This window comes from Microcoleus sp. AT8-B5 (assembly GCF_036705565.1).
Lineage (GTDB): Bacteria > Cyanobacteriota > Cyanobacteriia > Cyanobacteriales > Microcoleaceae > Microcoleus.
Map to the genome: position 1 here is coordinate 23,715 of NZ_JAUBUY010000006.1, position 25,004 is coordinate 48,718.

The 25,004-nt window shown below is 45.0% G+C and carries 18 protein-coding genes and 1 CRISPR repeat array; of the genes, 3 read left to right on the plus strand and 15 right to left on the minus strand.

What is annotated here, in order from left to right:
- Positions 1–264 precede the first annotated feature (264 nt).
- The 12 genes from QUB39_RS06260 to cas3 form a co-directional block, all read right to left on the minus strand.
- Entirely contained in the window at positions 265–1,272 is a 1,008-nt protein-coding gene (locus tag QUB39_RS06260; protein WP_333052668.1) for a protochlorophyllide reductase, read from the minus strand.
- 686 nt (positions 1,273–1,958) lie between these two features.
- Positions 1,959–3,077 carry an alkene reductase gene (locus QUB39_RS06265; protein ID WP_333208388.1) on the minus strand — a complete coding sequence of 373 codons (1,119 nt, stop codon included), beginning with the start codon at positions 3,075–3,077 and terminating at the stop codon, positions 1,959–1,961.
- Positions 3,078–3,201: 124 nt separating this feature from the next.
- Positions 3,202–3,357, minus strand: coding sequence for a transposase (locus tag QUB39_RS06270; RefSeq protein WP_445243092.1), 156 nt, complete (start codon positions 3,355–3,357; stop codon positions 3,202–3,204).
- A gap of 135 nt (positions 3,358–3,492) precedes the next feature.
- A CRISPR array of direct repeats spans positions 3,493–6,722; the repeat unit is 37 nt; unit sequence GTTTCAATCCCTGATAGGGTTTTAGGTTGTTTTCGGC.
- Positions 6,723–6,976: 254 nt separating this feature from the next.
- Positions 6,977–7,249, minus strand: coding sequence for a CRISPR-associated endonuclease Cas2 (gene cas2 / locus QUB39_RS06275; protein ID WP_333052664.1), 273 nt, complete (start codon positions 7,247–7,249; stop codon positions 6,977–6,979).
- Between the two features lie 15 nt (positions 7,250–7,264).
- Positions 7,265–8,269, minus strand: coding sequence for a type I-D CRISPR-associated endonuclease Cas1d (gene cas1d, locus QUB39_RS06280; RefSeq protein WP_333052662.1), 1,005 nt, complete (start codon positions 8,267–8,269; stop codon positions 7,265–7,267).
- 22 nt (positions 8,270–8,291) lie between these two features.
- Complete coding sequence (cas4, locus tag QUB39_RS06285) at positions 8,292–8,885, minus strand: CRISPR-associated protein Cas4 (protein ID WP_333208389.1); 594 nt, start codon at positions 8,883–8,885, stop codon at positions 8,292–8,294.
- A 276-nt stretch (positions 8,886–9,161) separates the two neighbouring features.
- Positions 9,162–10,004, minus strand: a complete 843-nt coding sequence (cas6, locus tag QUB39_RS06290; RefSeq protein ID WP_333208390.1) for a CRISPR-associated endoribonuclease Cas6 — start codon at positions 10,002–10,004, stop codon at positions 9,162–9,164.
- A 91-nt stretch (positions 10,005–10,095) separates the two neighbouring features.
- On the minus strand, positions 10,096–10,803 hold the full coding sequence (gene cas5d / locus QUB39_RS06295) for a type I-D CRISPR-associated protein Cas5/Csc1 (protein WP_333208391.1): 708 nt from the start codon (positions 10,801–10,803) through the stop codon (positions 10,096–10,098).
- 5 nt (positions 10,804–10,808) lie between these two features.
- A complete protein-coding gene (gene cas7d, locus QUB39_RS06300) occupies positions 10,809–11,822 on the minus strand; it encodes a type I-D CRISPR-associated protein Cas7/Csc2 (protein WP_333208392.1) in 1,014 nt (337 codons plus the stop codon).
- 69 nt (positions 11,823–11,891) lie between these two features.
- The gene (gene cas10d / locus QUB39_RS06305; protein ID WP_333208393.1) at positions 11,892–15,323 is read right to left on the minus strand and encodes a type I-D CRISPR-associated protein Cas10d/Csc3; all 3,432 of its coding nucleotides are present in this window, start codon (positions 15,321–15,323) and stop codon (positions 11,892–11,894) included.
- A gap of 129 nt (positions 15,324–15,452) precedes the next feature.
- Positions 15,453–15,704 (minus strand): hypothetical protein, encoded by a 252-nt coding sequence (locus tag QUB39_RS06310; protein WP_333208394.1) that lies wholly within the window; start codon positions 15,702–15,704, stop codon positions 15,453–15,455.
- A gap of 404 nt (positions 15,705–16,108) precedes the next feature.
- Complete coding sequence (cas3, locus tag QUB39_RS06315) at positions 16,109–18,289, minus strand: type I-D CRISPR-associated helicase Cas3' (RefSeq protein ID WP_333208395.1); 2,181 nt, start codon at positions 18,287–18,289, stop codon at positions 16,109–16,111.
- A 97-nt stretch (positions 18,290–18,386) separates the two neighbouring features.
- Between cas3 and QUB39_RS06320 the strand changes: the two genes are divergently transcribed.
- On the plus strand, positions 18,387–19,253 hold the full coding sequence (locus tag QUB39_RS06320; RefSeq protein ID WP_333208396.1) for a WYL domain-containing protein: 867 nt from the start codon (positions 18,387–18,389) through the stop codon (positions 19,251–19,253).
- A 174-nt stretch (positions 19,254–19,427) separates the two neighbouring features.
- Here QUB39_RS06320 and QUB39_RS06325 read toward each other — a convergent pair whose 3' ends face one another.
- A complete protein-coding gene (locus tag QUB39_RS06325; protein WP_333052699.1) occupies positions 19,428–19,643 on the minus strand; it encodes a hypothetical protein in 216 nt (71 codons plus the stop codon).
- A gap of 251 nt (positions 19,644–19,894) precedes the next feature.
- Here QUB39_RS06325 and grxC point away from each other — a divergent pair, with 251 nt between their 5' ends.
- Positions 19,895–20,209: a glutaredoxin 3 gene (gene grxC, locus QUB39_RS06330; RefSeq protein ID WP_333208441.1), complete on the plus strand. Its 315-nt coding sequence runs from the start codon at positions 19,895–19,897 to the stop codon at positions 20,207–20,209.
- A gap of 120 nt (positions 20,210–20,329) precedes the next feature.
- Here the strand turns inward: grxC and menD are convergent, their stop codons facing one another.
- Entirely contained in the window at positions 20,330–22,165 is a 1,836-nt protein-coding gene (gene menD, locus QUB39_RS06335; protein ID WP_333485034.1) for a 2-succinyl-5-enolpyruvyl-6-hydroxy-3-cyclohexene-1-carboxylic-acid synthase, read from the minus strand.
- Positions 22,166–22,180: 15 nt separating this feature from the next.
- Entirely contained in the window at positions 22,181–23,614 is a 1,434-nt protein-coding gene (locus QUB39_RS06340; RefSeq protein WP_333208397.1) for an isochorismate synthase, read from the minus strand.
- 428 nt (positions 23,615–24,042) lie between these two features.
- Here QUB39_RS06340 and menA point away from each other — a divergent pair, with 428 nt between their 5' ends.
- Positions 24,043–24,939, plus strand: coding sequence for a 2-carboxy-1,4-naphthoquinone phytyltransferase (gene menA, locus QUB39_RS06345; protein ID WP_333052635.1), 897 nt, complete (start codon positions 24,043–24,045; stop codon positions 24,937–24,939).
- The last annotated feature ends 65 nt before the right edge of the window (positions 24,940–25,004 follow it).

Sequence of the window (25,004 nt, forward strand, 5' to 3'; positions counted from 1 at the left end):
ATCTTTTTATGAACAGGCAAGATGCCTGTTCCACAATAAAATTCATCTTTTGTGGAACAGGCATCTTGCCTGTTCTTAAGAATAGTGCAAGATGTGAGTTACAACCCGCAGAGCCACTAAAAAACCCGCTTTCTTTGATTTTGGTGCATCATACCAAATCCGACTTTAATACCCCCTTTATTATTGAGTCCGCGTCTACCCACCTCCTGTGCGTAGACGCCGTTTCAACCGCCAAGCCTGATAAAGGGGATTGGTAACTTTGAATTATGCAGACCGGCCCGCACCAGCCGCAGCACCCATTTGAGCCCCGTCAGTCAATCCCACCAACTTAGCGCTCAACTCCCACATCCGCTCGCCTTTTTCATCATCGCGGGCCTGGGGAGAAACCTTCTGTACAAAAGACTTACCATCTTTTTTCTGGCGGTTCCCCCAACTCCAATAAGCCCCAGATTGCTTGTATTCTGGATCGGCAACCACCATCGCCAGCCTTTCCCCCGCCAACTCCTGCGACACGTAACCCCCGGTGATATTCTTCTGAAACAGCGGGAACAGCTTCTGAAACAAAGGATAGTGATTGCGGAAAAGCGGCGTATCCGCAACGCATCCCGGATACAGCGAAGTGAAAGTAATCCCCGTGGATTCGTGAAAGCGGCGGTGCAATTCCCGCATCGTCAGCACGTTGCAAACTTTGCTATCTTTGTAAGCCTTGACGGGTTCAAACTTCTTGCCGTCAACCATCGAAATCGGATCTTTGAAACCCGCTTCAAAACCCTCAAACTTGCCTAAATCCGGGCGCGGCGGAATCTTCCCGCCCAACTCGTCTGGATTGTGAGTCACGGTTCCCAAAATCACGATTCTCGCATCGGAATAATAGGAAGGCTTCATATTTTCCATCATCAGGTTGCACAGCAGGAAATGACCCAAGTGATTGGTAGTCATCGTCAACTCATAACCCTCCGGGCTCCGCAGCGGTTCCTTAATCAAAGGCATATAAATGGCCGCGTTGCACACCAAAGCGTCCAGAGACCTGCCGCTGGCCTTAAATGCGCGAGCAAACCTACGCACGCTCTCCAAATCGCCCAAGTCAATCTCCATGATGGAGAAACTGCCTTCAGGTATGCCCAACTCTCGCGCGGCGTCTCCGGCTTTCCGCACGTCCCGACAGGCCATGACTACGTGCCATCCCTTGTCTGCGAGAGCTTTCGCGCCGTACAAACCGACGCCGGAGGAAGCGCCGGTAATGATAACCGTTGATTTGTGATTTTGTGCCATCTTGTTAAAAGCGCTTCCGCTATGGATTTTTTTCAGGCACTCAAACCCTGAGCTAGCAGCTTGGATGTTTTGAAGTACCCTATGGTTATTAGGATATGAGGAAACGTTCTCGATCTCAACTGGGAACCTCTAACTTTTGCACCCAAGCTAGAAATTGGAGGCAGGAGAGGGGAGGCAGGGGGCAGGAGGCAGGAGACGGGAGGCAGGAGCCATAAGAAGTGTTTTTACAAATAATAAATACTCGTTTTCAACGGGGGATGAAAATTAAATATGAGTCCAACTCCGCCTCTTATTTGGATAAATCAACCATACATCTTTTATATCATGTCCAATCGATTGATCGCGATTAAAGACCGGGGCGGGTTTACAGATTTTCCCGTTTCTATTCAATATCTTGGCTCACGGCCCCCTACAGGAATCATGGTTAATTGACCGGACATGATATTAGGGGCGGGTTGACAATTACAGCATATTCGGTGGTTCGTGAAGTACACTATAAAGCTCTATTGTTGGTACATTGTTATGTAGGGTGCGGATCTGCTCATGTTTAATGAAACTTGCAGATTGACTGGTGGATCCGCACCTTACTTACGACAAGGTTGTGTGTACCGCATATACATGGAATATGCTGTATCTATGATGCACATACTCGGTATTTATTGATAAACCCGCCCCTAAAAACTCAACTAAGAAATAGCTTGAGATTCCTGATAGGTAGGGAAATCGATATAACCTTCAGGCCCAAAAGAATACCAGACGCCCATTTCAGCAGGCGGATTGAGCGGCCAAGCATTAGTAAAACGCTCTACCAAGTCAGGATTGCTGATAAAATTCCGACCAAAAGCAATTAAATCCGCAAGTTTGCTGCTCAGGGCAGTTTCAGCCTGTTCTTGAGTATATCCGCAGTTGCCAATGAGCGGCCCTGTAAACACATCGCGAAACTCTCCTATCATCATCGGCGTTCCCAATTCATGAAAGCCAAAAGCCAGACCATCTACCAAGTGAAGGTAAGCTAAATCATAGGCATTTAACTGCTCCGCGAAATACAGAAAATCTTCTCGATAAGTGGGAGAACCCATATCATTGAAATTACCGTTGGGAGACAGTCTAACTCCCACTCGGTTTGCCGGAAATACTGTGATAATCGCCTCTACAATTTCCTTAAGAAAACGGTAGCGGTTTTCAACTGTGCCGCCATAGGAATCTGTGCGGTGATTGGTTTTGGTTTGCAGGAATGTGTCAATGAGATAGCCGTTTGCCGCGTGAATTTCTACACCGTCAAAACCTGCCATTTTAGCTCGTTCCGCCGCCTTGCGATAATCTTCTACAACTAGGGAGATTTCATCGGTTTCTAGAGCACGGGGAGTTTCGTAGGGTTGTTTGCCTAGAGGTGTATGAATGCCCTCTCCGTTTATTTTGATGGCAGACGCTGCAACTGGCAATTGATTGTTTTGATGAAAACTGCTGTGGGAAGCCCGCCCAGTGTGCCAAAGCTGCATGAAAATCGGCGTTTGGTGGGCATGAACCGCAGTCACAATTTGTTTCCAAGCCTCGCCTTGCTCGTCTGAATAAATACCGGGGGTATTGAGCCAACCATTAGCTTGAGTAGAAACGACTGTGGCTTCTGTAATGATTAAACCAGCGGAGGCTCGCTGAGTGTAATACTCTGCCATCAAGGCGTTGGGCATCCGCGCTTCACCGGCTCTGGCTCTCGTCAGGGGTGCCATGACTACTCGGTTTTTTAAGGGTAAATCTCCGATTTTGAAGGGACTGAGTAGGAGTGGAGAAGTTGTTTGATTGGTCATAATTTTGAGGTTTTGTCAACTGAAGAATCTGGGAAATCATATTTAGCAACCGCTGGTGTTATGCTCCCAGGCGCAAGACATCCAAGGGTCGCGAAAATGTAAGCAATCAAACTCATCAAGCTGTTTACGAATTTGATTTTTTAGCCAAGACTCTTTTTTGTTCAATTTTGTTAAACTCTGGAGAGTATGGCGGTAAATATAATAGTCTACACCGTGCTGTTTGAATCAATTCCTGAATCCGACTACTTTTATCAAATGTGAGATTATCCATGAGCACCACCTGTGCTGTGAGTGCTGGAGGTAAACTTGTTTCCGGCGAAGAAGGAGTCAGGAGTCAGGAGTCAGGAGTCAGGAGAAGAATACCCTCTTTCCTCCTGTCTCCTCCTCTGCTGAATACTGCTGAATACTTCCGAAAGTTTCAATCCCTGATAGGGTTTTAGGTTGTTTTCGGCAAGAACCTCGAAAAGTGAAGCGGATGCAATCGGGTTTCAATCCCTGATAGGGTTTTAGGTTGTTTTCGGCCAACACCACCCATCTCATCGCCAAACTTTTTACCAGGTTTCAATCCCTGATAGGGTTTTAGGTTGTTTTCGGCGGCATAGCAGGCGTTGAGCTAGAAGAAGACACGCAAATGTTTCAATCCCTGATAGGGTTTTAGGTTGTTTTCGGCAAGAAAAAAGTTAGTTAGCCAAGTAATTTTATCGAGTTTCAATCCCTGATAGGGTTTTAGGTTGTTTTCGGCATATTGGTCATTTTGAAAGTATCCATCCTCCATCTGTTTCAATCCCTGATAGGGTTTTAGGTTGTTTTCGGCAACACGGCTACGCAGTTCTCAAAAAGCTAGGAATCGATCGTTTCAATCCCTGATAGGGTTTTAGGTTGTTTTCGGCTGTCGCCGGGGGAGTAGGGACAGTTGAGCAATCCTGCGTTTCAATCCCTGATAGGGTTTTAGGTTGTTTTCGGCTTGATGATAAAATTGAAAACATTACTGAGAGCGTTTCAATCCCTGATAGGGTTTTAGGTTGTTTTCGGCGCGTCGATCGCAAATTTGGGCGTAAAATCTTTGCCGCTGTTTCAATCCCTGATAGGGTTTTAGGTTGTTTTCGGCTCTTCTGCTCCTGGTAAGTAAAATTTATTATCAAGTTTCAATCCCTGATAGGGTTTTAGGTTGTTTTCGGCTGGTAATTCTTGGCGCTGGCGGTGCTTTCGCTGCGTTTCAATCCCTGATAGGGTTTTAGGTTGTTTTCGGCTTAGCGTCGGGACAATCTGGCGGAGTTTCAGAGCCGCGTTTCAATCCCTGATAGGGTTTTAGGTTGTTTTCGGCCATCTGCTTACCTGGTATGATTGTTAATGCGCTCCGTTTCAATCCCTGATAGGGTTTTAGGTTGTTTTCGGCTGTCCAGTGCCATTTTGTCGGAGGAAGTATTGCGTTTCAATCCCTGATAGGGTTTTAGGTTGTTTTCGGCTTGAGTGCGAACGTCTTCAAGGCTTCCCAGATGATGTTTCAATCCCTGATAGGGTTTTAGGTTGTTTTCGGCATGGTGATCCAGCACTACAACTTCAGCAGCAAACGTTTCAATCCCTGATAGGGTTTTAGGTTGTTTTCGGCCGGGTCGCGGAGCTTTGAGAGGTGTCTGGCAAAAGTTTCAATCCCTGATAGGGTTTTAGGTTGTTTTCGGCAAGCCAGATTCTTGCCTAAAGCAGGAGTTTGTAGTTTCAATCCCTGATAGGGTTTTAGGTTGTTTTCGGCTAGTACCCCATTCGGCCCCTCAGTGGCGATGGAGAACATATGTTTCAATCCCTGATAGGGTTTTAGGTTGTTTTCGGCTCTTCTTCTGACTTGTAGGTATAGTGGGCGATATTGTTTCAATCCCTGATAGGGTTTTAGGTTGTTTTCGGCATGAGGAAGGGCGAGGCGGGTGTTATCAGTACGTGTTTCAATCCCTGATAGGGTTTTAGGTTGTTTTCGGCCCTGAGCAATTTGTTGAGCATCTTGGAGCGAAGCGTTGTTTCAATCCCTGATAGGGTTTTAGGTTGTTTTCGGCACTTGTATTCATCCGTGCAATAATACTTTTGCCCGTGTTTCAATCCCTGATAGGGTTTTAGGTTGTTTTCGGCTCTACCAGCTCAGCACCTAAAAGCAATGGCTTCAGTTTCAATCCCTGATAGGGTTTTAGGTTGTTTTCGGCTAATTCTTTATTTGCGATCGCCTCGGCAACTTCAGCGTTTCAATCCCTGATAGGGTTTTAGGTTGTTTTCGGCGTCCGCAATCGCCATTCAGTTGGTAGTGGATTGGTAGTGTTTCAATCCCTGATAGGGTTTTAGGTTGTTTTCGGCCATATAATAAAGAGTGGCGGTATAGTTGTTTGGCCGTGTTTCAATCCCTGATAGGGTTTTAGGTTGTTTTCGGCGTCACCATTTGTAAATATCTTTGAGCTAGTGCAGGTTTCAATCCCTGATAGGGTTTTAGGTTGTTTTCGGCTGAGCCGGCTTGAACCTTGAAACCTTGCTGTAGAAGTTTCAATCCCTGATAGGGTTTTAGGTTGTTTTCGGCTTTTATAAGCCTGCCGCCACATTGGATAATGCTTGTTTCAATCCCTGATAGGGTTTTAGGTTGTTTTCGGCGGAAATCGGGGGTGAACATAAAAGGCTACTTCTTAGCGTTTCAATCCCTGATAGGGTTTTAGGTTGTTTTCGGCGGGCGATCGGCTGTTCTTCAACTTTTTTAAGTTCGTTTCAATCCCTGATAGGGTTTTAGGTTGTTTTCGGCTGCATAGCCTTAGTACCATCCCAATCAACCATCTTTGTTTCAATCCCTGATAGGGTTTTAGGTTGTTTTCGGCTTGCATCACCCTTACAAAGTCTGGTGCCAAGAAATAAGTTTCAATCCCTGATAGGGTTTTAGGTTGTTTTCGGCGCAACAGTTCAAGCTCAAGCGCCACAACAATGGGTGCAAATGTTTCAATCCCTGATAGGGTTTTAGGTTGTTTTCGGCTAAAGTCCAGCAAACTTTTTTTGCTTGTCTTCTCTGCAGTTTCAATCCCTGATAGGGTTTTAGGTTGTTTTCGGCCTCTCTGGAATATTCCAATTCGGGGTATTGTCCCGTTTCAATCCCTGATAGGGTTTTAGGTTGTTTTCGGCCCTTAGATGAATCAGGACAAGTATCTGTAATGATGGTTTCAATCCCTGATAGGGTTTTAGGTTGTTTTCGGCAGTGCGAGCACGGCAGTCCTGGATTGGTCATCCTTGTTTCAATCCCTGATAGGGTTTTAGGTTGTTTTCGGCGCCCCAGTGCTGATTTATCCCAAAGTAGCCAGAGTTTCAATCCCTGATAGGGTTTTAGGTTGTTTTCGGCTTGTGTACTCCTGTCATTCCCCCTGTAGGAAGCGCGTTTCAATCCCTGATAGGGTTTTAGGTTGTTTTCGGCCCCCGATTTTGAGGGTAATGAGTGCTGGAGAGTTTGGGTTTCAATCCCTGATAGGGTTTTAGGTTGTTTTCGGCGTATGAAGTGGCTGAACAAGCTGGAATTACCCACGGGTTTCAATCCCTGATAGGGTTTTAGGTTGTTTTCGGCAGCCTTGTAGAGGCACAATCACCCCCACCGCCACGTTTCAATCCCTGATAGGGTTTTAGGTTGTTTTCGGCGGCCGGGGTCTGGGAGGCTTGAAATATAAGGTTTTCAAGGTTCAGTTGCGTCTGACTGCAATCAATATACCATTTGAGCGATCGCCCTGTCAAGGGGGCAAATTTCAAATAGACCTCAAACTCTTTCCCAGTAAAGCTTTCAGCATTTGCGTCTGACCCGCATGAGGTACAAACCACCGCAAACCCAGTCCTGGCAAAGCTCTCAGCCATTAAAATTCACCCCCTCAGTTTAACACCTACAGCCAGACGCAAAATCAAACCATAAAGATCGTAGTATCCAGCGGTGCCCGGCCGCCAATCCGCTCGATCTTCCCCTGACAGCAAGCACACAAATAGTGAAACAGGATGCTGTCTTCTTCCGACTTAATCACCCTACTCAGACGTTGGCGCATCCGGGCATACTGAGTATCCGTCACCTCGCAATGAAACACCGAATACTGCTTCCATTCCCCATAAGACTTGAGAATCTGGTGAATCTTAGTGCGGCGCTTGTCCTCAGATATATCGTAGCAAACCAAAACAAACATAACTTAATTGCCTCCCTATTTCAAAATCAAAGGTGGATACTTATCAACTTCACCCATCAAATACTTAGCCATCAGCCGCCCTTGAATTTCAAAAGCTTCTTGATAACTACACAACTTTCCCATCACAGGATGCTTGAACTTTGACTGCTTCTTTTCTTCGTAAAGTCGCAAAAAATTGTGCAGCGCTTCTTTTGTTAAAGAAACCGCCCCGCTCAACGGTTCTGCCGTAAAATCATTAGGCGAAACTTTCTGCAAATTAATCGCCTTCAACACTACAGCATCAACTACCAAAGGTCGAAATTCTTCCATCAAATCCAGCGCTAAGGAAGGACGGCCATAGCGCTCAAAATGCAAATATCCCAAATACGGATCGAATCCCACAATATTCACCGCACTTTGAACATCGTGCCGCAGCAGAGAATATCCCAAACTTAACAGAGAATTTACCGGGTCAGTAGGCGGACGGCGGCGGCGAACTTCAAAGCTAAAATCTGGCACGCGAATCAGTTGATTGAAGCAGCCAAAATAAGTCGCACTACCCGCCCCCTCCAATCCTCGCAGAGAATTAATACTCGAAGTTTTCTCAATAGACGCGATGACTTGTTTCAATTGGGCAATGGGTTTTTCAAAATCCTGTGGAGAATATTTGCGCTGACATTCTAACAAAGTATTGCGGTAATTCTTGAGTTTTCCCCGTACAAAGCCTCTCACTAAATGCACGGATTTTTCCGATTCCCCAGCCGCTTGCCACTGAGCTTTTCGCACAAAAATATTTTTCGTCATCTCCGGTTCCAACCTCCCCAAATAACGTCCGTTTAGCGTCAAAAAACTTAAAGGAATGTGACGTTCCAAAAGTTCCACAACCACAGCCGGCGAAACTGTAGCGCGTCCCAATGCAACAACCCCATCAATCTTAATTAATGGCACGTCCAACAGATTTTTTTTGTCAGCTTTAACCGTCAGACGTTCATCGACTTTGCCAATAAAAGCATCTTCTTGAGTAATGTAAACTGTTCCCATTGTGAATTCTCCTATTTGCAGGTTAACTTGCTTCTTGATAGCGGTTGACTTTGGCCGCAGCTTGGGGCAGACATTGGGGAAAAAGACTGCATCCCGTACACCGAGCGGTGTAAACTGGTAAAGGGATATTTCCCGATCGCCAAAGAGCACCGACTTTTTCAATAGTGGCGATCGCATCCTGTCTCAAACCCTCAGAAATCTCGACTAATTGCCGCTGATGCGACTGCGCGTAATACACATATCCAGTCGCAATAGTTTTCCCCGTCATCTCCTCTAAACAAAGCGCTTGGGCGCAAACTTGCAACTCATCATTATCCCATTCCCCCTTCCGTCCCCGCTTGTATTCCACGGGGTAAATCTCACCCTCAGCCGACTCAATCAAATCCGATTTACCAATCAGTTTGTAGCGCTCGGATTTCAGCCAAATCGCCCGCACCTGCCAAGTTTCATCCCGGTTAATCTCGCCCATCGTGTGAACGCGATCGTGCAAACTCGTCCCTTCAATGGTATACTGATTATCGGTAAATTCTCCCGCACAAGACATTCGCCAGCAGCGGTGAGGACAGTAAGAATACTGGTTGAGAGTTGCGATCGAAATGTAATCAGAATCGTTCATAATTTTGATGGTTTGTAGGAAATTAGTAATTGGAATTAATTAGTGATGCCCCATTCCGCCAGGGGTTGAAACCCCTGTCTCATAGCTAAAGTCGGTTGAAACCGACTGAAGCAGTAATTTAATCATTGATGATATTTTGAGCTTATCGGTAACAGTAAGCGCAAAGGTTGAAACCGACTGAAGCAGTAATTTAATCATTCATTCTTGCAGTCCTCTTCAGAGGACTTTAGCTATTAGGCAGGGGTTTCAACCCCTGGCGGACTATGGGTTTTACGTTCAGTTATCAAGAACTTTTTTAACAACTATTCGCCTAGTCATTCCCATCCCCATCGGAGTTTTCCTCCCCACCCCGCAGTAAACAGCAAAATCAGCCAAAGCATTAATTTGCTTAATCACTAAAGGCTCTACATCTCCCAAAATCCGATAACTAACTTCCCCAACCATGCCAACAAAATCGCTTTGATAGTTAGTCAATTTTTCACTTCTGATATTGACAAAAGTGGAAAAAAGTGCATCGAAGGAAAGATCGGGAATTGCGATCGGGCTGTACTTATTCCAGCGACTGAGGAGACTATTAAAAACGCAGTCTCTAGTAGGAATCACGGAATCGAATTTCCCCTGTCGAAAGGTAGTAGGAGTCGCAAAGCTGAAGGCAATTAAACGATTGGTTTCAGAAGCGCGATCGTACAATTGAGAGTAATCGCAAGCATTAGCCCAAGGCTGATCTATTTGGGGCGTTCCGAGAATCTTAGTAATCATCAAATCTGCGGGTCCGAGATGCCACGGCTTCGAGGGATTGAGGTTCAGCCAAAGATTAGTTAACTTGCCGAATAAAGTGTCATCAAGGAGAGTAATTCGCCACCAACAGAGGGTGTGTTCTGGAATCGATTCTGTGTGTTCCCATTGCAGGAAATGGTGTTTTTTGAAAGGGCATTTTTTAGTTTGCAAAGGGCTGAGAGTGAAGGATTTTTGGGCGGCGGCATCGTGGAGGCGATCGCCGAGTTGTTTGTCAACGGAGCTCACGAGGGTGAGGAAGAGGGCGTGCAGGTGTCTTCCGGTGAGGTATCCGGGGGGAATTGGGGCCAGGGGAAGGATGTTGAGGACTAGGCTGTGCGGCATATTTGGTTAATGGTTAATGCTTAAAATTGGTTTAATTTTTATCGTTCCCAGGTTCTACCTGGGAACGCATTTCTAGAGGCTCTGCCTCCTATTAATCGGCCCGAAAGCGGTATTCCATACACGCCGGAATTTTGAGTTTGTCAAACTCGTAATATCGCCCTAGCATTTTGACATTTTGGATGAGGCTAACCGGAGGCATATTAACCACATCGTAGCTAATCACTTGATGGGTAAACATCACATCTAAAGGGTTGAGAAGATAGGGAAAAATGAAGTCTGTTTCTGAGGGCGATCGCTTCACTTCCTTCTGTTCTACAATTTCGACTGCTGCTTTGCTCATCCACTTTCCCAGACGAATCCACTTTGCAAGTTTGAGAGACTTCTCTGAGATTAGGAAAAACTCAAATTTGCTTTCCGGCGCGATTTCTTTGGTTCTGCCAAAACTAGGGATATTTTTCTGGGTTTTCTCCATCTCAACGTGATAGTTGTTGTTGGCGTATTTCCAAGTATTGAGAGTAGAGGAGTGAGAAAGAGAACGCCCCGGAGTAACATAAATCCCCTGTTGGTTGAGCGCCGTTAAATGCGGCTCGTATTTAGGAACTTGTTCGGGACAGAAATAGCGATAGGAATCTTCTTCTGCAACGGTGGTGGAATAGATTTCGCTATCCACCAAACCGAGGGCGTAACAAAGCGCGTAATTGTGAATTACTGGCTCGGTTTCGTAAAGTCTCCCTATCTCGCGAGTTGCAAAATAAAGGCTATCGTGCAACTCGATTTGACAGCGGTAAATAAAAGTCATGGTTGTTACTCCGCTGCTGCTGTAGCTCCTGCCTTACCCTTGATATGCTTCTTCGCGTAAGCTTTAGCCTCGTCATCGGCTTTCTTTAACATTTTTTTGAGTTCATCTTCATTGCCAATAACAGCTTTAACCTCTGTCACTAATGGTGTAAACTTATCGCCAATAAAGTCTTCATGCACGATAAATTCCTCAGACAGTAACGTTTGGATAGCAGCCCTAGCAGCCATAATCACATCATCTTCATTGAGAGGGTTGTTGGAATTAAGTTTATCGTCACCCTGCAATTTATCGTAAATTGCTTGCGTCCAGCGGAGGTTACTGGTAATTTCGCCGTCGGCAAATACGACACCAATTAACTCATTTCTGACTCGACCTGTGCGGGTGGTTTGAGCGCCATAGTGCCGCGTTCTGAGGATGTTGTTAAAAACATACAAAAAACTAGCTTCTGTAGGATCTTTCAGGGTGACAATGCTAGGAAAGAAAATCTGGGGTTTGATGTGGTCTTGCTGATTGATGCGACTGGTAACTTCGCCTGGTTTAGAACCTGCTTCACCCTTAGATGCCATTGTGCCATTCTCAAAGGGAGCATTGAGGGTAAAAGTCTCGTGAGATTCATCAAAAGCGGTAATTGAAAATGCTGTGTCAACTACTACTTTAGATTTCTCGGAACCCGAGTCACCGATCGCAAATCCGTAGATAATGCAATCAGGGTTATTCATTGCAAACTTGACATTGTATTCGCAGTCTTCAGCGGTCATAAAACCGTAGTTACGCAGCAACTCGCGACCGACCAAACGTTCTGGTGTAGATTGCTTGCGCTTAAACATGGTAAGGCGGCTAATCGGATTTTGGTCTTTAATTCCTGCGCGAACTCGCGCTTTATTCAGTTCTCCATCGGTCTGAAATAGGGGATAAGATTCTGTGACGCGCACAGTCAGGAAATGTACATATTTACCCATTGGTTTGTAGGGGATGTTAGCGTGGAAAAATTTAGAATCAACTGTTTTCAAGAAAGCCATGATTTGTGTCCTATGTAAAAATGTTAGTTTTGTAGTTGGCGTGTAGCTTGTCAAACAAAAGCGTTAGCTTTAATTGTCAGCTTCTTCTTGTGAATCTTCAGGAGATTTGTCATCTCTAGCGCGATTGTCTTTGTCATTTTCTAAACGGTAAAGGAATTCACAGGTATCTCGAATTAAGTTGATTTGGCGGCCAGCTAAACGAGCGCGATCGCTCGCAAATGATTTCTCAAATACCTCCTCAACAAAGTAGCGAGCAAACTCTAAAATTGCCTCTCGTTCTAGATCGCGTTGTCGAGCATTAAATACCCAGCGTCCATTAGCAGTTTTAGCATGAACTCGATCCATCAGCTTGCATATTTCCCCAGTAACAGTAGCAATTAATGCTTTACTTTGAAAACTTGGATTTCCCTCAATAACAGTAGGTAATATGACATCACCTTCAAAACTTGGATGGGCATCAAGGACAACTTTAGCTGCAATATCAATCGGTTTTAACACAGAATTTGATTTGGGATTATACCACTTATCAGCCAGATAAAACTTGCGATATAATCCTGTTAAATTGACAGGGTGGTTTAGGCTTGATTGTTCTCCCACGATCCATTCCTCTGATATAAAATTATATTGGGCATAAGCATCAAAACAAGGGTAAAAATGATAAGCATAAAGCTTGATTTTTTGAATTGATGCTGTTTCATTTTTTTGTTTCCGCACCCACTTGTTTAGGTAGCTAAACACATAAAGCGGGCTGGTTTCAAAATCAGTGGCGAGTTCAGTTAATTTTCCCCAGTTGGAGTCATAACCGGACTTCCCTTGTTTTGCATTAACATCAAGGTGAATCGCATAAGCAGCAGTTAAAACATTCAAAGGTGCTGGATAAGATTTGCCGTTTTCTTCCCAACCTTCTAGGATGTAGTCGAGGCGAAAGCGAGATCGCTTCGTCAAAACCCTAAAAGCTTGGGGTACACTGTCAAGAAATACGCTTTCTTCAAATTCCGCACCGTCGTTAAAAGGCGGAATTGGCGACTCTGAAACTACAGTTTTGACATCCAGAATCATCGGGAAAGCAAAAGCTAACCAAGTTGGCATTACCCAAGATTCTGTATCAGTTGCATCTCTACCGGGGGGAAGCGCCATGAAGTAAAATGTTAGGGGTTGGTCTTCTGGATAGGAAAGTTTGAAGGTGCGGTCTTTTCCTGGTTCGATGTTTTCATCGATTAGGAAAGCATCGATGCTTTGGTAGCGATCGCGCCCAAAATCAGCTTGCAAATCCTTGCTGATAAAATGATTGCGTATGCTGGTATCAAAGCGGGTTTGTAAAATGCTAGTGTAGGCTTTTTGCAGAAACTTATTTGTCTCTGGGGTGAAGTAATATGTGGGATAAAAATAGAGATAGCGATATTTGCCATCTTCAAATTTTTTACCTACAGCTTGAGTTTGATTCATTAAAATTTGCCTCAGCATCATTTCCAAACCTGCAATACTAGAAATATTGCGTTTGGCGTTAGAACCTCCCAACATTTGTTTGTTAGTGTAAACTTGAGGGGTGAACAAAACGGCTGATTCCATTTGTTCTGTCACCGTGTAAGCTGAATGGGAAATCGAACAGATTAACTGTCTTCCTCTACCCTGTTTTTTAGCGAGTTGGTAACGTCCCAATTCATCTAAAAATACGTCAGCGGATGCTGTGTCTAATGGTGTATTTCCGGGTAACATGACAACCCGCGTTACCCACAGTCGCAAATCGTCCCAACCGTCGGGCAATTTGTACTGTGAAACAATCGGTTTAATCATTTGGGAAATGCGGGCGATCGCCTGTTCGCAAACTTCCCGCACATCCTCAATTCCTGGGTGATGTTCTAGGTACTTTGCTGCTAAATAGTACCATTCGTAAGGAACGCCACCTGTATTGCCTTTTAGCTTAAGTTCTTTGAGGCGTTCATTAATCCGTTGAATTTCTCTCAGGGCTGGCAGATACTCGGATAGGTTCCAAAACTTAGCAATTTCATCGACAATATCTAGATGAGGTAGTGCGGGTAGTTTTTTGTCTTTCTTGCGTGCAGTTTCGATGGTATTAACCTGTTCTCCCCAAATCTTGCGGCTCACTAAGTCGCCAAGTTCAGCAATTTGATCGATCCGAATATCGTCATTAAAGTTGAAGTTAAAATCAGCAGACAAAACATCCTGACGCTGAAATTTTATCAGATTATCGCTGCGACTTTTGGCGACAGAGCTTTTCCCTATTTTGAGAATGCGTAAAGTAGCATCAACAGCAACTAGCATCAACTCTGACGTATCAAAAAATAGGTTATAATACTCGGCATATTTCATGCCTTTACCATCTCGGCCAAAACCAGTTTGTCGCCGTTGCAATTGTCCGGCGCAGAGTTGTTTAATTTTGGTAACTACTCGTTTGGGTAAGTCTACAATTGAAATAGCAGGAGCATCCGATCGAGCTAAGTAAATTACACCTGTTGGTAAATAAAGCAGTGGTTCGTAGTAGGTGCGATCGTCGGTATTCAGCGCCGTATGCACTTCCATTAAAGCGTTATTGACGACGTTAGTAAGTACGCCTCTGTTTTCAGCGATGCTGTGATAAGTGAATTTTAATTGCCCGCCGCTGAGGCTGTGGATTAACTCGTTTAGTCTGGTATTTTCTGCATCTTGGGGATGTTTGATAATAGATGCTAGGGAATCTGCTAAACAGGTTAAGTCTGAGAGACTGCGGAGTGTGCGATCGCGCAAAACTGGATTTAACCCAAATTCCGAAAAATTCCAGTTAGTATCCCAACGCCGCTGAGCGTTGTAAGCAAGGCAGAGCAAGTCGTCAATGTATTCTCGATAAGCATCTGGATCGTCGGGATTGATGAAGCTATCTATTCCTAACTGTCGCACTTTTTCATCAATAATTTGACGGTGCTTTTCTAGCGGTAACTTGCGGCAATCGTTGGGGACATCTGGGAATTTTTCAAAGTCGTGGAGAATAAAGCCAGCAATTACTAACCGCCGTTCTTTTTCTCCTACGGATCGCCGCACGGTGGTATCGAGTTTTTCTAACCGCTGTTCAATTAAATTAGCGGGAAATAATCCATTTAGCAGGTGAGTATTTAGGGACTGATCGCCTGCATTATGCCGTCTCACATTCTCTTTTCCTTGTTGGCGATCGAGTTCGTCAAAAAATTTGCCCCCTTTGGCTGTGACGCCAATGGCAACTCGCAGCAGATTTGGCAAGACATATTCTGCGAAGTCTGCCATGACGCGATCGCCTGGATTTTGACTCTGAATGGCTTCTCGCAAGAGTTTGAGGGTTAGTAAGTCGCGAGTTTGAGGTTCGATTGTGCGATCGGATGCTTGAAAGTTTGACCCTAATTCTTCATCTTGCAACCAGTCATCATCTGCATCATCCGATTGTTCAGATTGTTCAGAGTTCAAATTAACTGGGATATCAAATAATGAGAGTTGTTGGTACTCTTCGTCTGGTTTTTGACGTTTTTTAGCCATTTTATGCCTCTAGGGAGTCTATGAAAGAACTCACTTATCTTTTTTTTGACAAAAAAGCTCTACAGGCTCTGATGTAGTTACACTAATCCTGTAGAGCCTAACTATTGAAAATTCGCAAAGTGCTACTATCTAGCGCCTTTGAGATACCTTTTTAGAGCCTCGGAGGATTACTAAAAAGTCATAGACTTCTGTTTTGACCTCCTCTGACTCAAACTCATTTCTGTCCAATGCAGTTTCTAATAAGTTCTGAACTTTTTCCAGCAACTCAAAGGGGTGGCGATTTCTCCCTCGAACTTTCTTTTTGTTTTCCAAAAAAGGTTTCCGGGAATAGGGAATAAATAGCAAAGGCCCTCCCTCACCAGAGCGTTTTGGCTTTGGCATTGTTAATGTCTCCTGTTTAGTTTTTACAGACTGGAAAGACTCACGGCTGCTGACTGCTAACAGCAGCAGAAGGGGGGCGTTATACCCCCACCCAAATAAAGTGACGCTAAAAACCGTTCTGTCTAGAGAACAAGAAGGGCTGCGATTACATATCTGTGTTCCTACTCGCGATCGTTGCTCACAGAGCCGCGAAGCTTTCCATGGTCTAAGTGTAAGCGATCTAAACATAGTTGTCATCCTTGCTATATTTATGTACTATGGTGTGGACAGGTAGAAAAAGCTTATTAATTTTTATTGAGAGCTTAACACCCTATTAGGGATTGAAAAAATTCGCTGCGCTCCTAATGGCGTTCGTTCCTCTATCTTTCTACCTGACTTAACCCCCCCTATTAGGGCTTGAACTTCTACGCAATCCATATTTCATCCCCCCTGCTCTTGAGCCAGTGGGCCAGCGTGTCCACCAACAGGGCCGACTGGCCAAAAGCTATAGAATAAGGTGCAGTCGTATCGTGGAAACTGTACTGATCGCAAATCGGATAAATCTGAAAGTGCATCGGCAGTCGCAGGCGCGATCGCACTTCAGCCACCGGATAGCGCAGCACATAACAAACCAATGCTTGCTTCTTCAAACGCTTGTTGATTTCCCCGATCCAATAATTATCAGGTTGCACAACCTCAATCCCCGTCAAAACCTGAACTTTCCAAGCAGAAGCATTTTCCTCTAAAGTTCCCGAATAAGTAAATTTCCAATTCAGTCTTTCCTCCCGATAACTACGCAACTTCAAAAAAGCAAGACAATGTTTAAATCGACCTTTGGCAATTGGTTGCCCAAGGCGTTCCGATGTCTCGTTCAACATTCGCATAAATGCAGATTCCGTCATCGGTTCAATTTCCAAGTTGCTCAAAATTCCTGGTAAATCGTAAGTTTTAAATTTGTCTGCCTCATAGGAATCGGTTAAATCGCAAATCCCGCATTGTAGGGGGCTAGAACCTCGAAAACTGCTAGCATCTTCAACTATTGGATTTCCTGTCTTATTACCTGATCGCTCTTGCCACTCTTTGCCCCACTGTTTAATATCACCTGCCACTTTCCCCAAGCTAGTTTTAAATACTTTTTGAGCAGCTTCCTGAAAAGCTTTCTGACTTGATGCGTACTGCTGTTTAATTGTCTTGTGCCCTAATTCCCAACAAATTTGAACTGACTGCACCGCACCCCACCGCGAATAATATCCCTCAAAATTGTTGATTAGGCGGTACTTTTCGCGAATTTGTTGATAGAAAAAAGGACGATCGTAAATTCCGTTAGACTCTAAAGTGGCAGTCTCAGCCGAAAACAAGCGTTCGACTAAGAAATTAGGGGTGAGTGCGATGGCTGTGAAATTTTGAAACTGAATAAACTCCCCATTGCGATCGCACCCATCGTGTCGCCCCAACCTTCCCAATCTTTGGATGAAGTTGCCCGCATCGGCGGATTCAAAAATTAGCAAATTGATTTTGAAGTCTACCCCGACATCAATGGTGCTAGTACCGAGAACTAAGTCTGACGAGAGTGATCGCTCTTTTTCCGTTTTTCCCGACAACCCGGTATTTTCGCCAACAACTAAACCGTGAGGCGCGAACAATTCCCGAAAAAATGGTGTCAGCCGCTTGACGGCAGCAATTGAATTCAGGATAATCGCTCCTTTACTTCCCGGATTCTGTTTAAAGTGAGTCAGGATGAGATTTGCACTGTCTTTCAGCCAAGTTTCAGAAGCTTTTGAAGTTGGTTCTAGGGAAATAAAAGTCAGCGTACTTTCCCTCAATATTTGCCGCCAGGAGTCGGCTTTCAACTGTTCGATTTCAGCAGGGCGATCGGGAAACTGATATTTGCCTGCTTTTAAAGGGTCGATAGTTTGACAGCGAAAACCTGCTATTTCTAGTCTGCTAATTAATTGATCGTCAGGAGTTGCTGACAGGAATACAAACTTTTTTCGGCGGTTTGTATTGCGAATTAACAACATAGTATTGATGACGCTGGCAATCTGGGGAGATGCTAAAACATGAAATTCATCAAAAATGGATAGGTCAAAATCTTTGTCGATGCGACCCCACAGTTTATCGGGGCTATCTTCAGAGCTTAAATACGCTCCTCGATGGAGATAGTGCAAGATATCAGGGTTAGTTAATAAAATCTCTGATTGACCTGTGCGAGATGCGATCGCGGCTGCTTTTCTAAGTTTTTCATTTTCTGCATAGATTTCTAATTCCGAGCCGCTGAGTCGCACAACGCGGGGTTGATGTTCGGGTTGGAATTGTTCGATATAGCGCTGAATTTGAGTCTCCTGATCTCGCGCCAGTTCATTCGTCGGATATAGCGCCACTGCACAACAATTTGTCTGCAATGTTTCTAAAAAAGCGGCTAAACTTTTGCCATCGCTAGTGATAGCTGAGTTGAAAATGACATCAATATTGGGATTGCGAATTGCCTTTAAAGTTTCGGCTTGATGCCAAGAAAGAGTCCAACCTTCCGGTAATTTGACTTTCTTGGGAATTTCCGCAGCGGGAGAGGAGTAAACGGATTTGAGAGTAATTTGGTAGTCGGACATATGCTGAAAGTGTGTCCGTAGAAAGTTGATATTCCCCATAGTGGCACCGACAATAGAGATAATCAAGCCTGTACCAAGATAAAGTGTCCGTATATTTATGAGTCGCAAAGGTCAATCGATCACCCTGTCGGTTTCTGAACGAGATAAAACTGAGTTGGAAGCCTTGGCCCAAGAATTCGGGAAGACGTGGGGCGATCGCCCGAACATATCCAAACTGATAGAAGCGATCGCCCGCCGCCAACTGACGATCGCCCCCAACCACGATTGGCCGCAAACCCGCATCAAAGCCCTAGACATCGCCCGACAGCAATTGCTTGACTTGGGCAAAACTGATGAAGCGCTGGCCATTGCCCAATTGTTGAGCGATCGCAGCGAACTGACTCTCCCTTTCCGGGCTGAAATCGATCAGTTTTTGAGCAACCCCTTACCTACTTGGCGGCAAAAAATCGACAATTTTATTCACAGACAGCAACCCTTCCGCCTGTCTTACCGGGATGCAACCGATCGCCTTTGGCATTACACCATCTTGCACGCTCGCATTGTCCCCATAGAAAAGCGACAGTATTTAATGTGTCGCTGCGAAGAATCGGAAGGTAATCAAGACGTACCAGGACTCGAACACAACTGGACGCTGCTGCTTGATCGCATTGAAGATGCTGCGGTGATTTCGGTCGATCGACCTTGGCTGCCAGATTTAGCGCGGATTCCCGTAGAATTTCATTTATCCGGCAGACTTGCCTTTAACTACAGACGCAAGCAGGAAGATGAGGAAGTCAGCGAACCAGAAGGCGATCCGCCTATCAAGCGAGTGATTCGGAATATCTCAAATACCTTCTGGTTTTTTCGCGAAATCGCTCCTTACTGGGAAGATTGCGCGATTGTTGCCCCAGAGTCAGTGCGTGATCGCTTCCAACAAAAATTGATTGCCCTCTGCCGCCAGTACAACATCGAAATCCGCGATTAAATCAAAAAAAAAGCAGCCGGTAAAGGCTGCTTTGACAAAAAAACCGTTGTTGAGTTAGAGGAGAAAACTTTAAATCGAATTCAAATTACCGCTGTTTCAACTCCTGCCTGAGTTTCCACTATTTTCATCTACCGCTGACTCACCTTGCCTTCAGAACAAAACTTCAAATCCCGATTAGAATGCTGCGGAAAGTTCGTTGACTACTTGGACTCTGCCTCTGAGCACCGCCCGCAGCAGGCGGTTGACACAGCCTCTGTCTTCGTCATTCAGAGAGTCGTCGAAGGTGGCGGCCATCAAACCGTAGCGATCGGCCAGAGTCAAAACGCCTGTATCCGTTACAGAAGCGAGGATTTCAGAGATAGCGCCGGGGAGGAGTTGTACGGGGTTCATGGCAGTGCGGTTGAATTCGATATATTTATCATCTTCTGGTTTCCTCAAAATATCGGTGATATTAATGAGGCCGCGAAGGTGATTGTCAGGGGTGAAAGCAAGTGATCCGAGTAGAGTCAAATTGTGATTTGGGTCACAATGCGATCGCCCGACAGCTTAAAACCCACCTCTGGCAGATGCGCCCATACCAGCGGAATTTATACATTGGGTATGATTTCTAAATGAGTTCCACCCTTACCCCCGTACTGAAAATGCTTGATTTTCTCAATCCCATCTTGGGCCGCAAGCCCGATCGCATCAAAGCCAATGTGGAAATCTATACTTGGCAAACCTGTCCCTACTGCATCCGCGCCAAAACTTTGCTGTGGTGGAAAGGCGTAAATTTTACGGAATACAAAATTGATGGCGACGAAGCGGCTAGAAAGGCAATGGCCGATCGCGCTAACGGACGCCGCAGCGTACCCCAAATTTTCATTAATAAGCAACACGTAGGCGGCTGCGATGACATTCACAAACTTGATGCAGATGGACAGTTAGATCCGCTGCTAGCTCAACCAGCGGTTTAAACTGAGATATTGCAGCATTGCCAAGAACAGGCAAGATGCCTGTTCCACAAAGTGTGAATTTTCTGCTTGTGGGGTGGGCATCTTGCCCGCCCGCGAAAGGCTTATTGACAAAAGTCCTTACTACGAACCTTTGGCAAATTTACCTAAATTATCTTGCCGCCATTTAGCATCCGATCGCCTGTCTGTTTGCAATTCTAAGACGCGAATCCCGCTATTTGGCAGCAAATTTAATTTTTGTTTGAACTGTTCCCAATCCTCAATTACCTCGTGTTCCACGCCATAAGTTGCACACAAATGAGCAAAATTCATCTGCTGCGGCGTGGCAAAAAACTCTTCAAAGGGCGGGTCAAATTTGGCAACGGGCAACATTTCAAAAATTCCGCCGCCGTTGTTATTAATTAATAATATTGTCAGATGACCGACAAATTTATTTTTAATTAAAAAACCGTTTGTATCGTGCAAAAGTGTTAAATCGCCTGTTAGCAGGATGCTGCTTAGATTGCGGTGAGCAACTCCCAAAGCTGTTGATAATGTGCCGTCTATACCGTTAGCGCCGCGATTGAAAAACGGTTTTATTTCTAAGTTGTTTGGCTTCCAGAAAAACTCTACATCTCTGACGGGCATACTGTTGGCAATAAATATCGGTGTTCCAGGCGGCAAAATTTGGGAAAGCAGCCAGGAAACTTTGGGCTCGATTATGTTGTTAATTGTTGCTATTTTTTGGTCTATTGTTTGTCTGACTTGGATTTCGGTGTTGCGCCAAAGTTGGAGGTATTCGTTTGAGGGAGAGGTTTGAACCCCCCCTAACCCCCCCTTGCTAAGGGGGGGGACTGGAGTTGATTTGCCCTTGTTAAGGGGGGGGATTTGAGGGGAAATAGCAGTGGCTAGATGCTCTACGGAGGTTCGCAGGTGAATTGTTTGGCCGTGTAGGGGATCGAAGTTGTGGTGGCTGGGGTCGATTATGTAGCGTTTTGGTTGGGTTTTGTTTAGCCAGTTTCGCAGTTCTTTGCTTGTGGGTAAGTCTCCGATTTGAATGGCGATTTCTGGAGTTAATTTATCTGCTAGTTCGCGGTTTCGCAGGATTAAATCGTAGGTGGAAATTAGATGGGGGTTTAGTTGGGCGTGGTTTCTGACTGGGGATAGTCCTTCTGCTAAAATTGGCCAGTTTAAGGATTTGGAAATTTGGCCGATCGCACTACAGTATTTTTCGGCAAATTGGGGCTGTGCAACGCCTGCAATAATAATGCCTTTGCTGCACTTGTGCCATTGGTGCATTGTATTTTCTTCTCCCCCCCTTAACAAGGGGGGGCTGGGGGGGGTAGAGCTTTCTCCTGCGAAAATGGGTTCTAATCCTGCAAAGAATTCTTCGGGATTGAATTGTGTTTCTAAAGCTTCTACGGCTATGTCTGGAACGGGTACAAGTGGGTCGCGAAAGGGGATGTTGAGGTGGACGGGGCCGGGTGTTGGAAATTGCGATCGCTCCCAAGCATACATTACCGTCTGCCGCAGATAGTCTAGCATTCCTCTGGACGCAGAAGGTATCGCTAATTCGGCTTGCCAGTTGGGATAATTGCCGTATATTTTCACTTGGTCGATCGCTTGTCCGGCGTGACAGTCCCGCAGTTCTGGAGGTCTATCGGCGGTGAATATTAGCAGCGCAATTCGACTTTCTCTGGCTTCTATTATCGCAGGATAAAAGTTGGCTGCAGCGGTTCCCGATGTGCAAATTAGTGCGGTTGGAAAACCGGATTTTTTGGCAATTCCTAATGCGAAAAAGCTGGCTGAACGTTCATCTAGTATGGGAATAGTTTCTATTTTTTTGTTTTGAGCAAAGGCTATTGTTAATGGTGCCGATCGCGAACCGGGACAAATCACGGCGGTAGTTAATCCCAGTCGTTGCAATGTCTCTGCTAATATTGAAGACCAGAGAGTGTTGGTATTGCGAAAATCAATCATTTTTATAATATATTGCTAAACTAAAGCATTTAAAAGTGGTTGTAATTTGAGCTGAATTTCTGCTAGTTCTTTTTCGGGTTCCGAACCGGCAACAATACCAGCACCAGCATAAAGTATAGCCCGATCGCCATCGATTAATGCCGATCGAATGCCCACGGCAAATTCGCCGTTGCCGGTGCGATCTATCCAGCCGAGGGGCGCTGCATACAACGAGCGATCGCAGCTTTCGCAGCCGCGAATTTGCTGTAGGGCAATGTCTCTCGGTACGCCCGCCACCGCTGGCGTTGGATGCAGTTGGGATAAAATCTTTAATAAATGAATATCACGGGGAATTCTAGCCCTTATGGGTGTCCACAAATGCTGAATGTTTGACAGTTGCAGTAGCCTGGGAACCGGGGAAAAGTCGGGATTGATACCGAGACTCGACAGGCGATCGACTATAAAATCAATTACAACTCGATGTTCTCGAATATCCTTTTCGCTGTTGAGTAAACCTTTGCCTAAATTCGCATCTTCCGCTTCATTTTTCCCCCTCGGTGCGGAACCTGCTAAGGCATCTGTTACTAACTCATTTTTGTGAATGCTGATTAAGCGTTCTGGACTGGCACCGATGAAATTTTGACCTTTGCCGTTACTGGTGGAAAATACGTAGCAACCGGGATAAGTAAGGCGCAAGTTATTTAACGAATCTATTAAACTGAAAGGGGTTTGGGAAATGACATTTATTGCTTGGGACAAAACAATCTTACTGAAATATTGAGAGTGGATCAAGTCTAAAGCGGACTTGACGGATGTTTTAAATTGAGTGGCATCATTCACAGGAATTTGTTTGAAAAATATCGAGCTGTTTCTAATAGACGTGATTTTTTTGTAAGGTGAACACGAAATTTTATCAAAATTTTCCCAAATATTATCCGTGATAATTTTAACATTTATATCTCGGTTTATAATTGCATTGGCAACAATTATGCAGCTATCTTTCAGGCGAGTAATCTGCCATTTTGGTAAAAATACGGTGCCAGGGGGGAAGTAAGAATTGGTCGCGACATTCTCATCGAAAAAAGCAAAGCTACAAAAAAAGTGGGGCCCGCTGAAGGGCAAGCGTTCTGTACCGATGGTAATTGTTCGGGCAAGACAAGATTGAATAAAATTTTGAGCTAGGGTAAATCGATCGCTTCCGGCTACTGTTAAATGGATGGCCGAATCTAGGGCGGCGATCGCAAAACTGTTGCCGGAAATCGGGTCTCTTTTTTCAAAGTAAAAGTGCCGCTGGCAAGGTTCGGAAATCTCTTGAAGTACAACTAGCGGATCGACGGGGGCAATCTCCTGAGAAATACTAACTATCTTGGTTTGATCTTTTTCGGTTAAAGACTGCTGGCAATCTAACAGAAACTGATGCAGTTGATTGCGGTCTTGTAAAAGATTAGCGCGGTGCGGTATTACTGTCATGAAAGCGAGAATAGCAGATTTGTCAGAAAGAGTGCGGTTTTGTCCCGCTAGAACCCCTATTTCGATCTAAGCACGGGAGGGCGATCGCAAAACATGACCTTTCGAGTTTCCCGGAAAGTTTGGGATCGGCGGGGGGCAAAAAACAGACGATCTTCTTCGAGGGCTTTCCTTCGGATCGCGAAAGCTAACGCCAACCCGCGATCGATCGAAACATTTAGACATAAAACTTTAAGATTGAGCGACTCAATCTCGACTCTCATACGATCGCCCCCACAGAGGTTTGCAGACGGGCATTACCGGGCGCGCGATCGCCCGCAAAGCCTGTCAACGGATACCCCCCGCGCACTAAACCCGATGCAGAGTAGAGTTTCTTCACCAATAAAATTGTAAAATTACTACGCTGCTATCAATTGCATCAAGTTTGTGTAATGACAACAAAGTTAATTGAACGTCCAAATAGTAAATTGTGGCTGGCGGCAATCAAGCCGCCCATGTACAGCGTTGCGGTAATTCCTATTTCAGTAGGAACAGCAGTTGCTTTTGCCGAAACTCAAACGATTAATTCGTCAATTTTTTCGACATTTTTAATGTCAGCCATTTTGATTATAGCATGGCTGAATCTCAGCAATGATGTATTTGACTCAGAAACAGGCATCGATAAAAATAAAGCGCATTCCCTAGTTAATTTAACCGGAAATAAAGCTTTAATTTTCGGGCTGGCAAATCTATTTTTAGCAGTGGGAGTGTCGGGAATCTGTGCCATAAGCTGGTGGCAAAAAGACCCAACAGTAATTTTGCTAGTAGTTTTGTGCTGTGCTCTCGGCTACACTTACCAAGGGCCTCCATTTCGTCTTGGCTATCAAGGTTTGGGGGAAATAATTTGCTTTTTTACCTTTGGGCCGCTAGCCTTCGCCGCTGCTTATTACAGTCAGACTCAAACTTGGTCTGCAACTAATTTTGCGGCTTCGGTAATCGTGGGAATTACTACGAGTATCATCTTATTTTGTTCCCACTTTCATCAAATTGCGGATGATTTGGCGGCGGGAAAAAAATCGCCGATTGTGCGACTCGGTACGAAAAAAGGTGCTCAGTTGTTGCAGTGGTTATGCGGCAGCGTTTATACTTTGACTGTGCTATTTGTGGCTTTGGGAATGTTCCCAATTTGGACGCTGTTGATTTTTGGAAGTTTGCCATTTGCGATCGACCTTTGCCGCCATGTCACAGACTATCACGACCAACCTGCAAAGGTGAGCAACTCTAAGTTTATCGCAGTTACGCTGCATTTTTCGAGCGGATTGCTGCTGGCGTTGGGCTTTGGTTTGTAGATCGGGCGATCGAGAATTCGGGTAAACTGGAGGTATGGTTTGCTAAGCTGAGGGAGTTGGGCGAG

Bases quoted from the DNA above. Each gene is read 5' to 3' on its own strand.
- grxC (WP_333208441.1), top strand. From the start codon at position 19,895: ATGCTTGATTTTCTCAATCCCATCTTGGGCCGCAAGCCCGATCGCATC.
- cas5d (WP_333208391.1), bottom strand. From the start codon at position 10,803: ATGACTTTTATTTACCGCTGTCAAATCGAGTTGCACGATAGCCTTTAT.
- cas7d (WP_333208392.1), bottom strand. From the start codon at position 11,822: ATGGCTTTCTTGAAAACAGTTGATTCTAAATTTTTCCACGCTAACATC.
- menD (WP_333485034.1), bottom strand. From the start codon at position 22,165: ATGATTGATTTTCGCAATACCAACACTCTCTGGTCTTCAATATTAGCA.
- cas3 (WP_333208395.1), bottom strand. From the start codon at position 18,289: ATGTCCGACTACCAAATTACTCTCAAATCCGTTTACTCCTCTCCCGCT.
- cas10d (WP_333208393.1), bottom strand. From the start codon at position 15,323: ATGGCTAAAAAACGTCAAAAACCAGACGAAGAGTACCAACAACTCTCA.
- QUB39_RS06265 (WP_333208388.1), bottom strand. From the start codon at position 3,077: ATGACCAATCAAACAACTTCTCCACTCCTACTCAGTCCCTTCAAAATC.
- QUB39_RS06310 (WP_333208394.1), bottom strand. From the start codon at position 15,704: ATGCCAAAGCCAAAACGCTCTGGTGAGGGAGGGCCTTTGCTATTTATT.
- QUB39_RS06260 (WP_333052668.1), bottom strand. From the start codon at position 1,272: ATGGCACAAAATCACAAATCAACGGTTATCATTACCGGCGCTTCCTCC.
- cas1d (WP_333052662.1), bottom strand. From the start codon at position 8,269: ATGGGAACAGTTTACATTACTCAAGAAGATGCTTTTATTGGCAAAGTC.
- menA (WP_333052635.1), top strand. From the start codon at position 24,043: ATGACAACAAAGTTAATTGAACGTCCAAATAGTAAATTGTGGCTGGCG.
- QUB39_RS06325 (WP_333052699.1), bottom strand. From the start codon at position 19,643: ATGAACCCCGTACAACTCCTCCCCGGCGCTATCTCTGAAATCCTCGCT.
- cas2 (WP_333052664.1), bottom strand. From the start codon at position 7,249: ATGTTTGTTTTGGTTTGCTACGATATATCTGAGGACAAGCGCCGCACT.
- QUB39_RS06340 (WP_333208397.1), bottom strand. From the start codon at position 23,614: ATGACAGTAATACCGCACCGCGCTAATCTTTTACAAGACCGCAATCAA.
- cas4 (WP_333208389.1), bottom strand. From the start codon at position 8,885: ATGAACGATTCTGATTACATTTCGATCGCAACTCTCAACCAGTATTCT.
- cas6 (WP_333208390.1), bottom strand. From the start codon at position 10,004: ATGCCGCACAGCCTAGTCCTCAACATCCTTCCCCTGGCCCCAATTCCC.
- QUB39_RS06320 (WP_333208396.1), top strand. From the start codon at position 18,387: ATGAGTCGCAAAGGTCAATCGATCACCCTGTCGGTTTCTGAACGAGAT.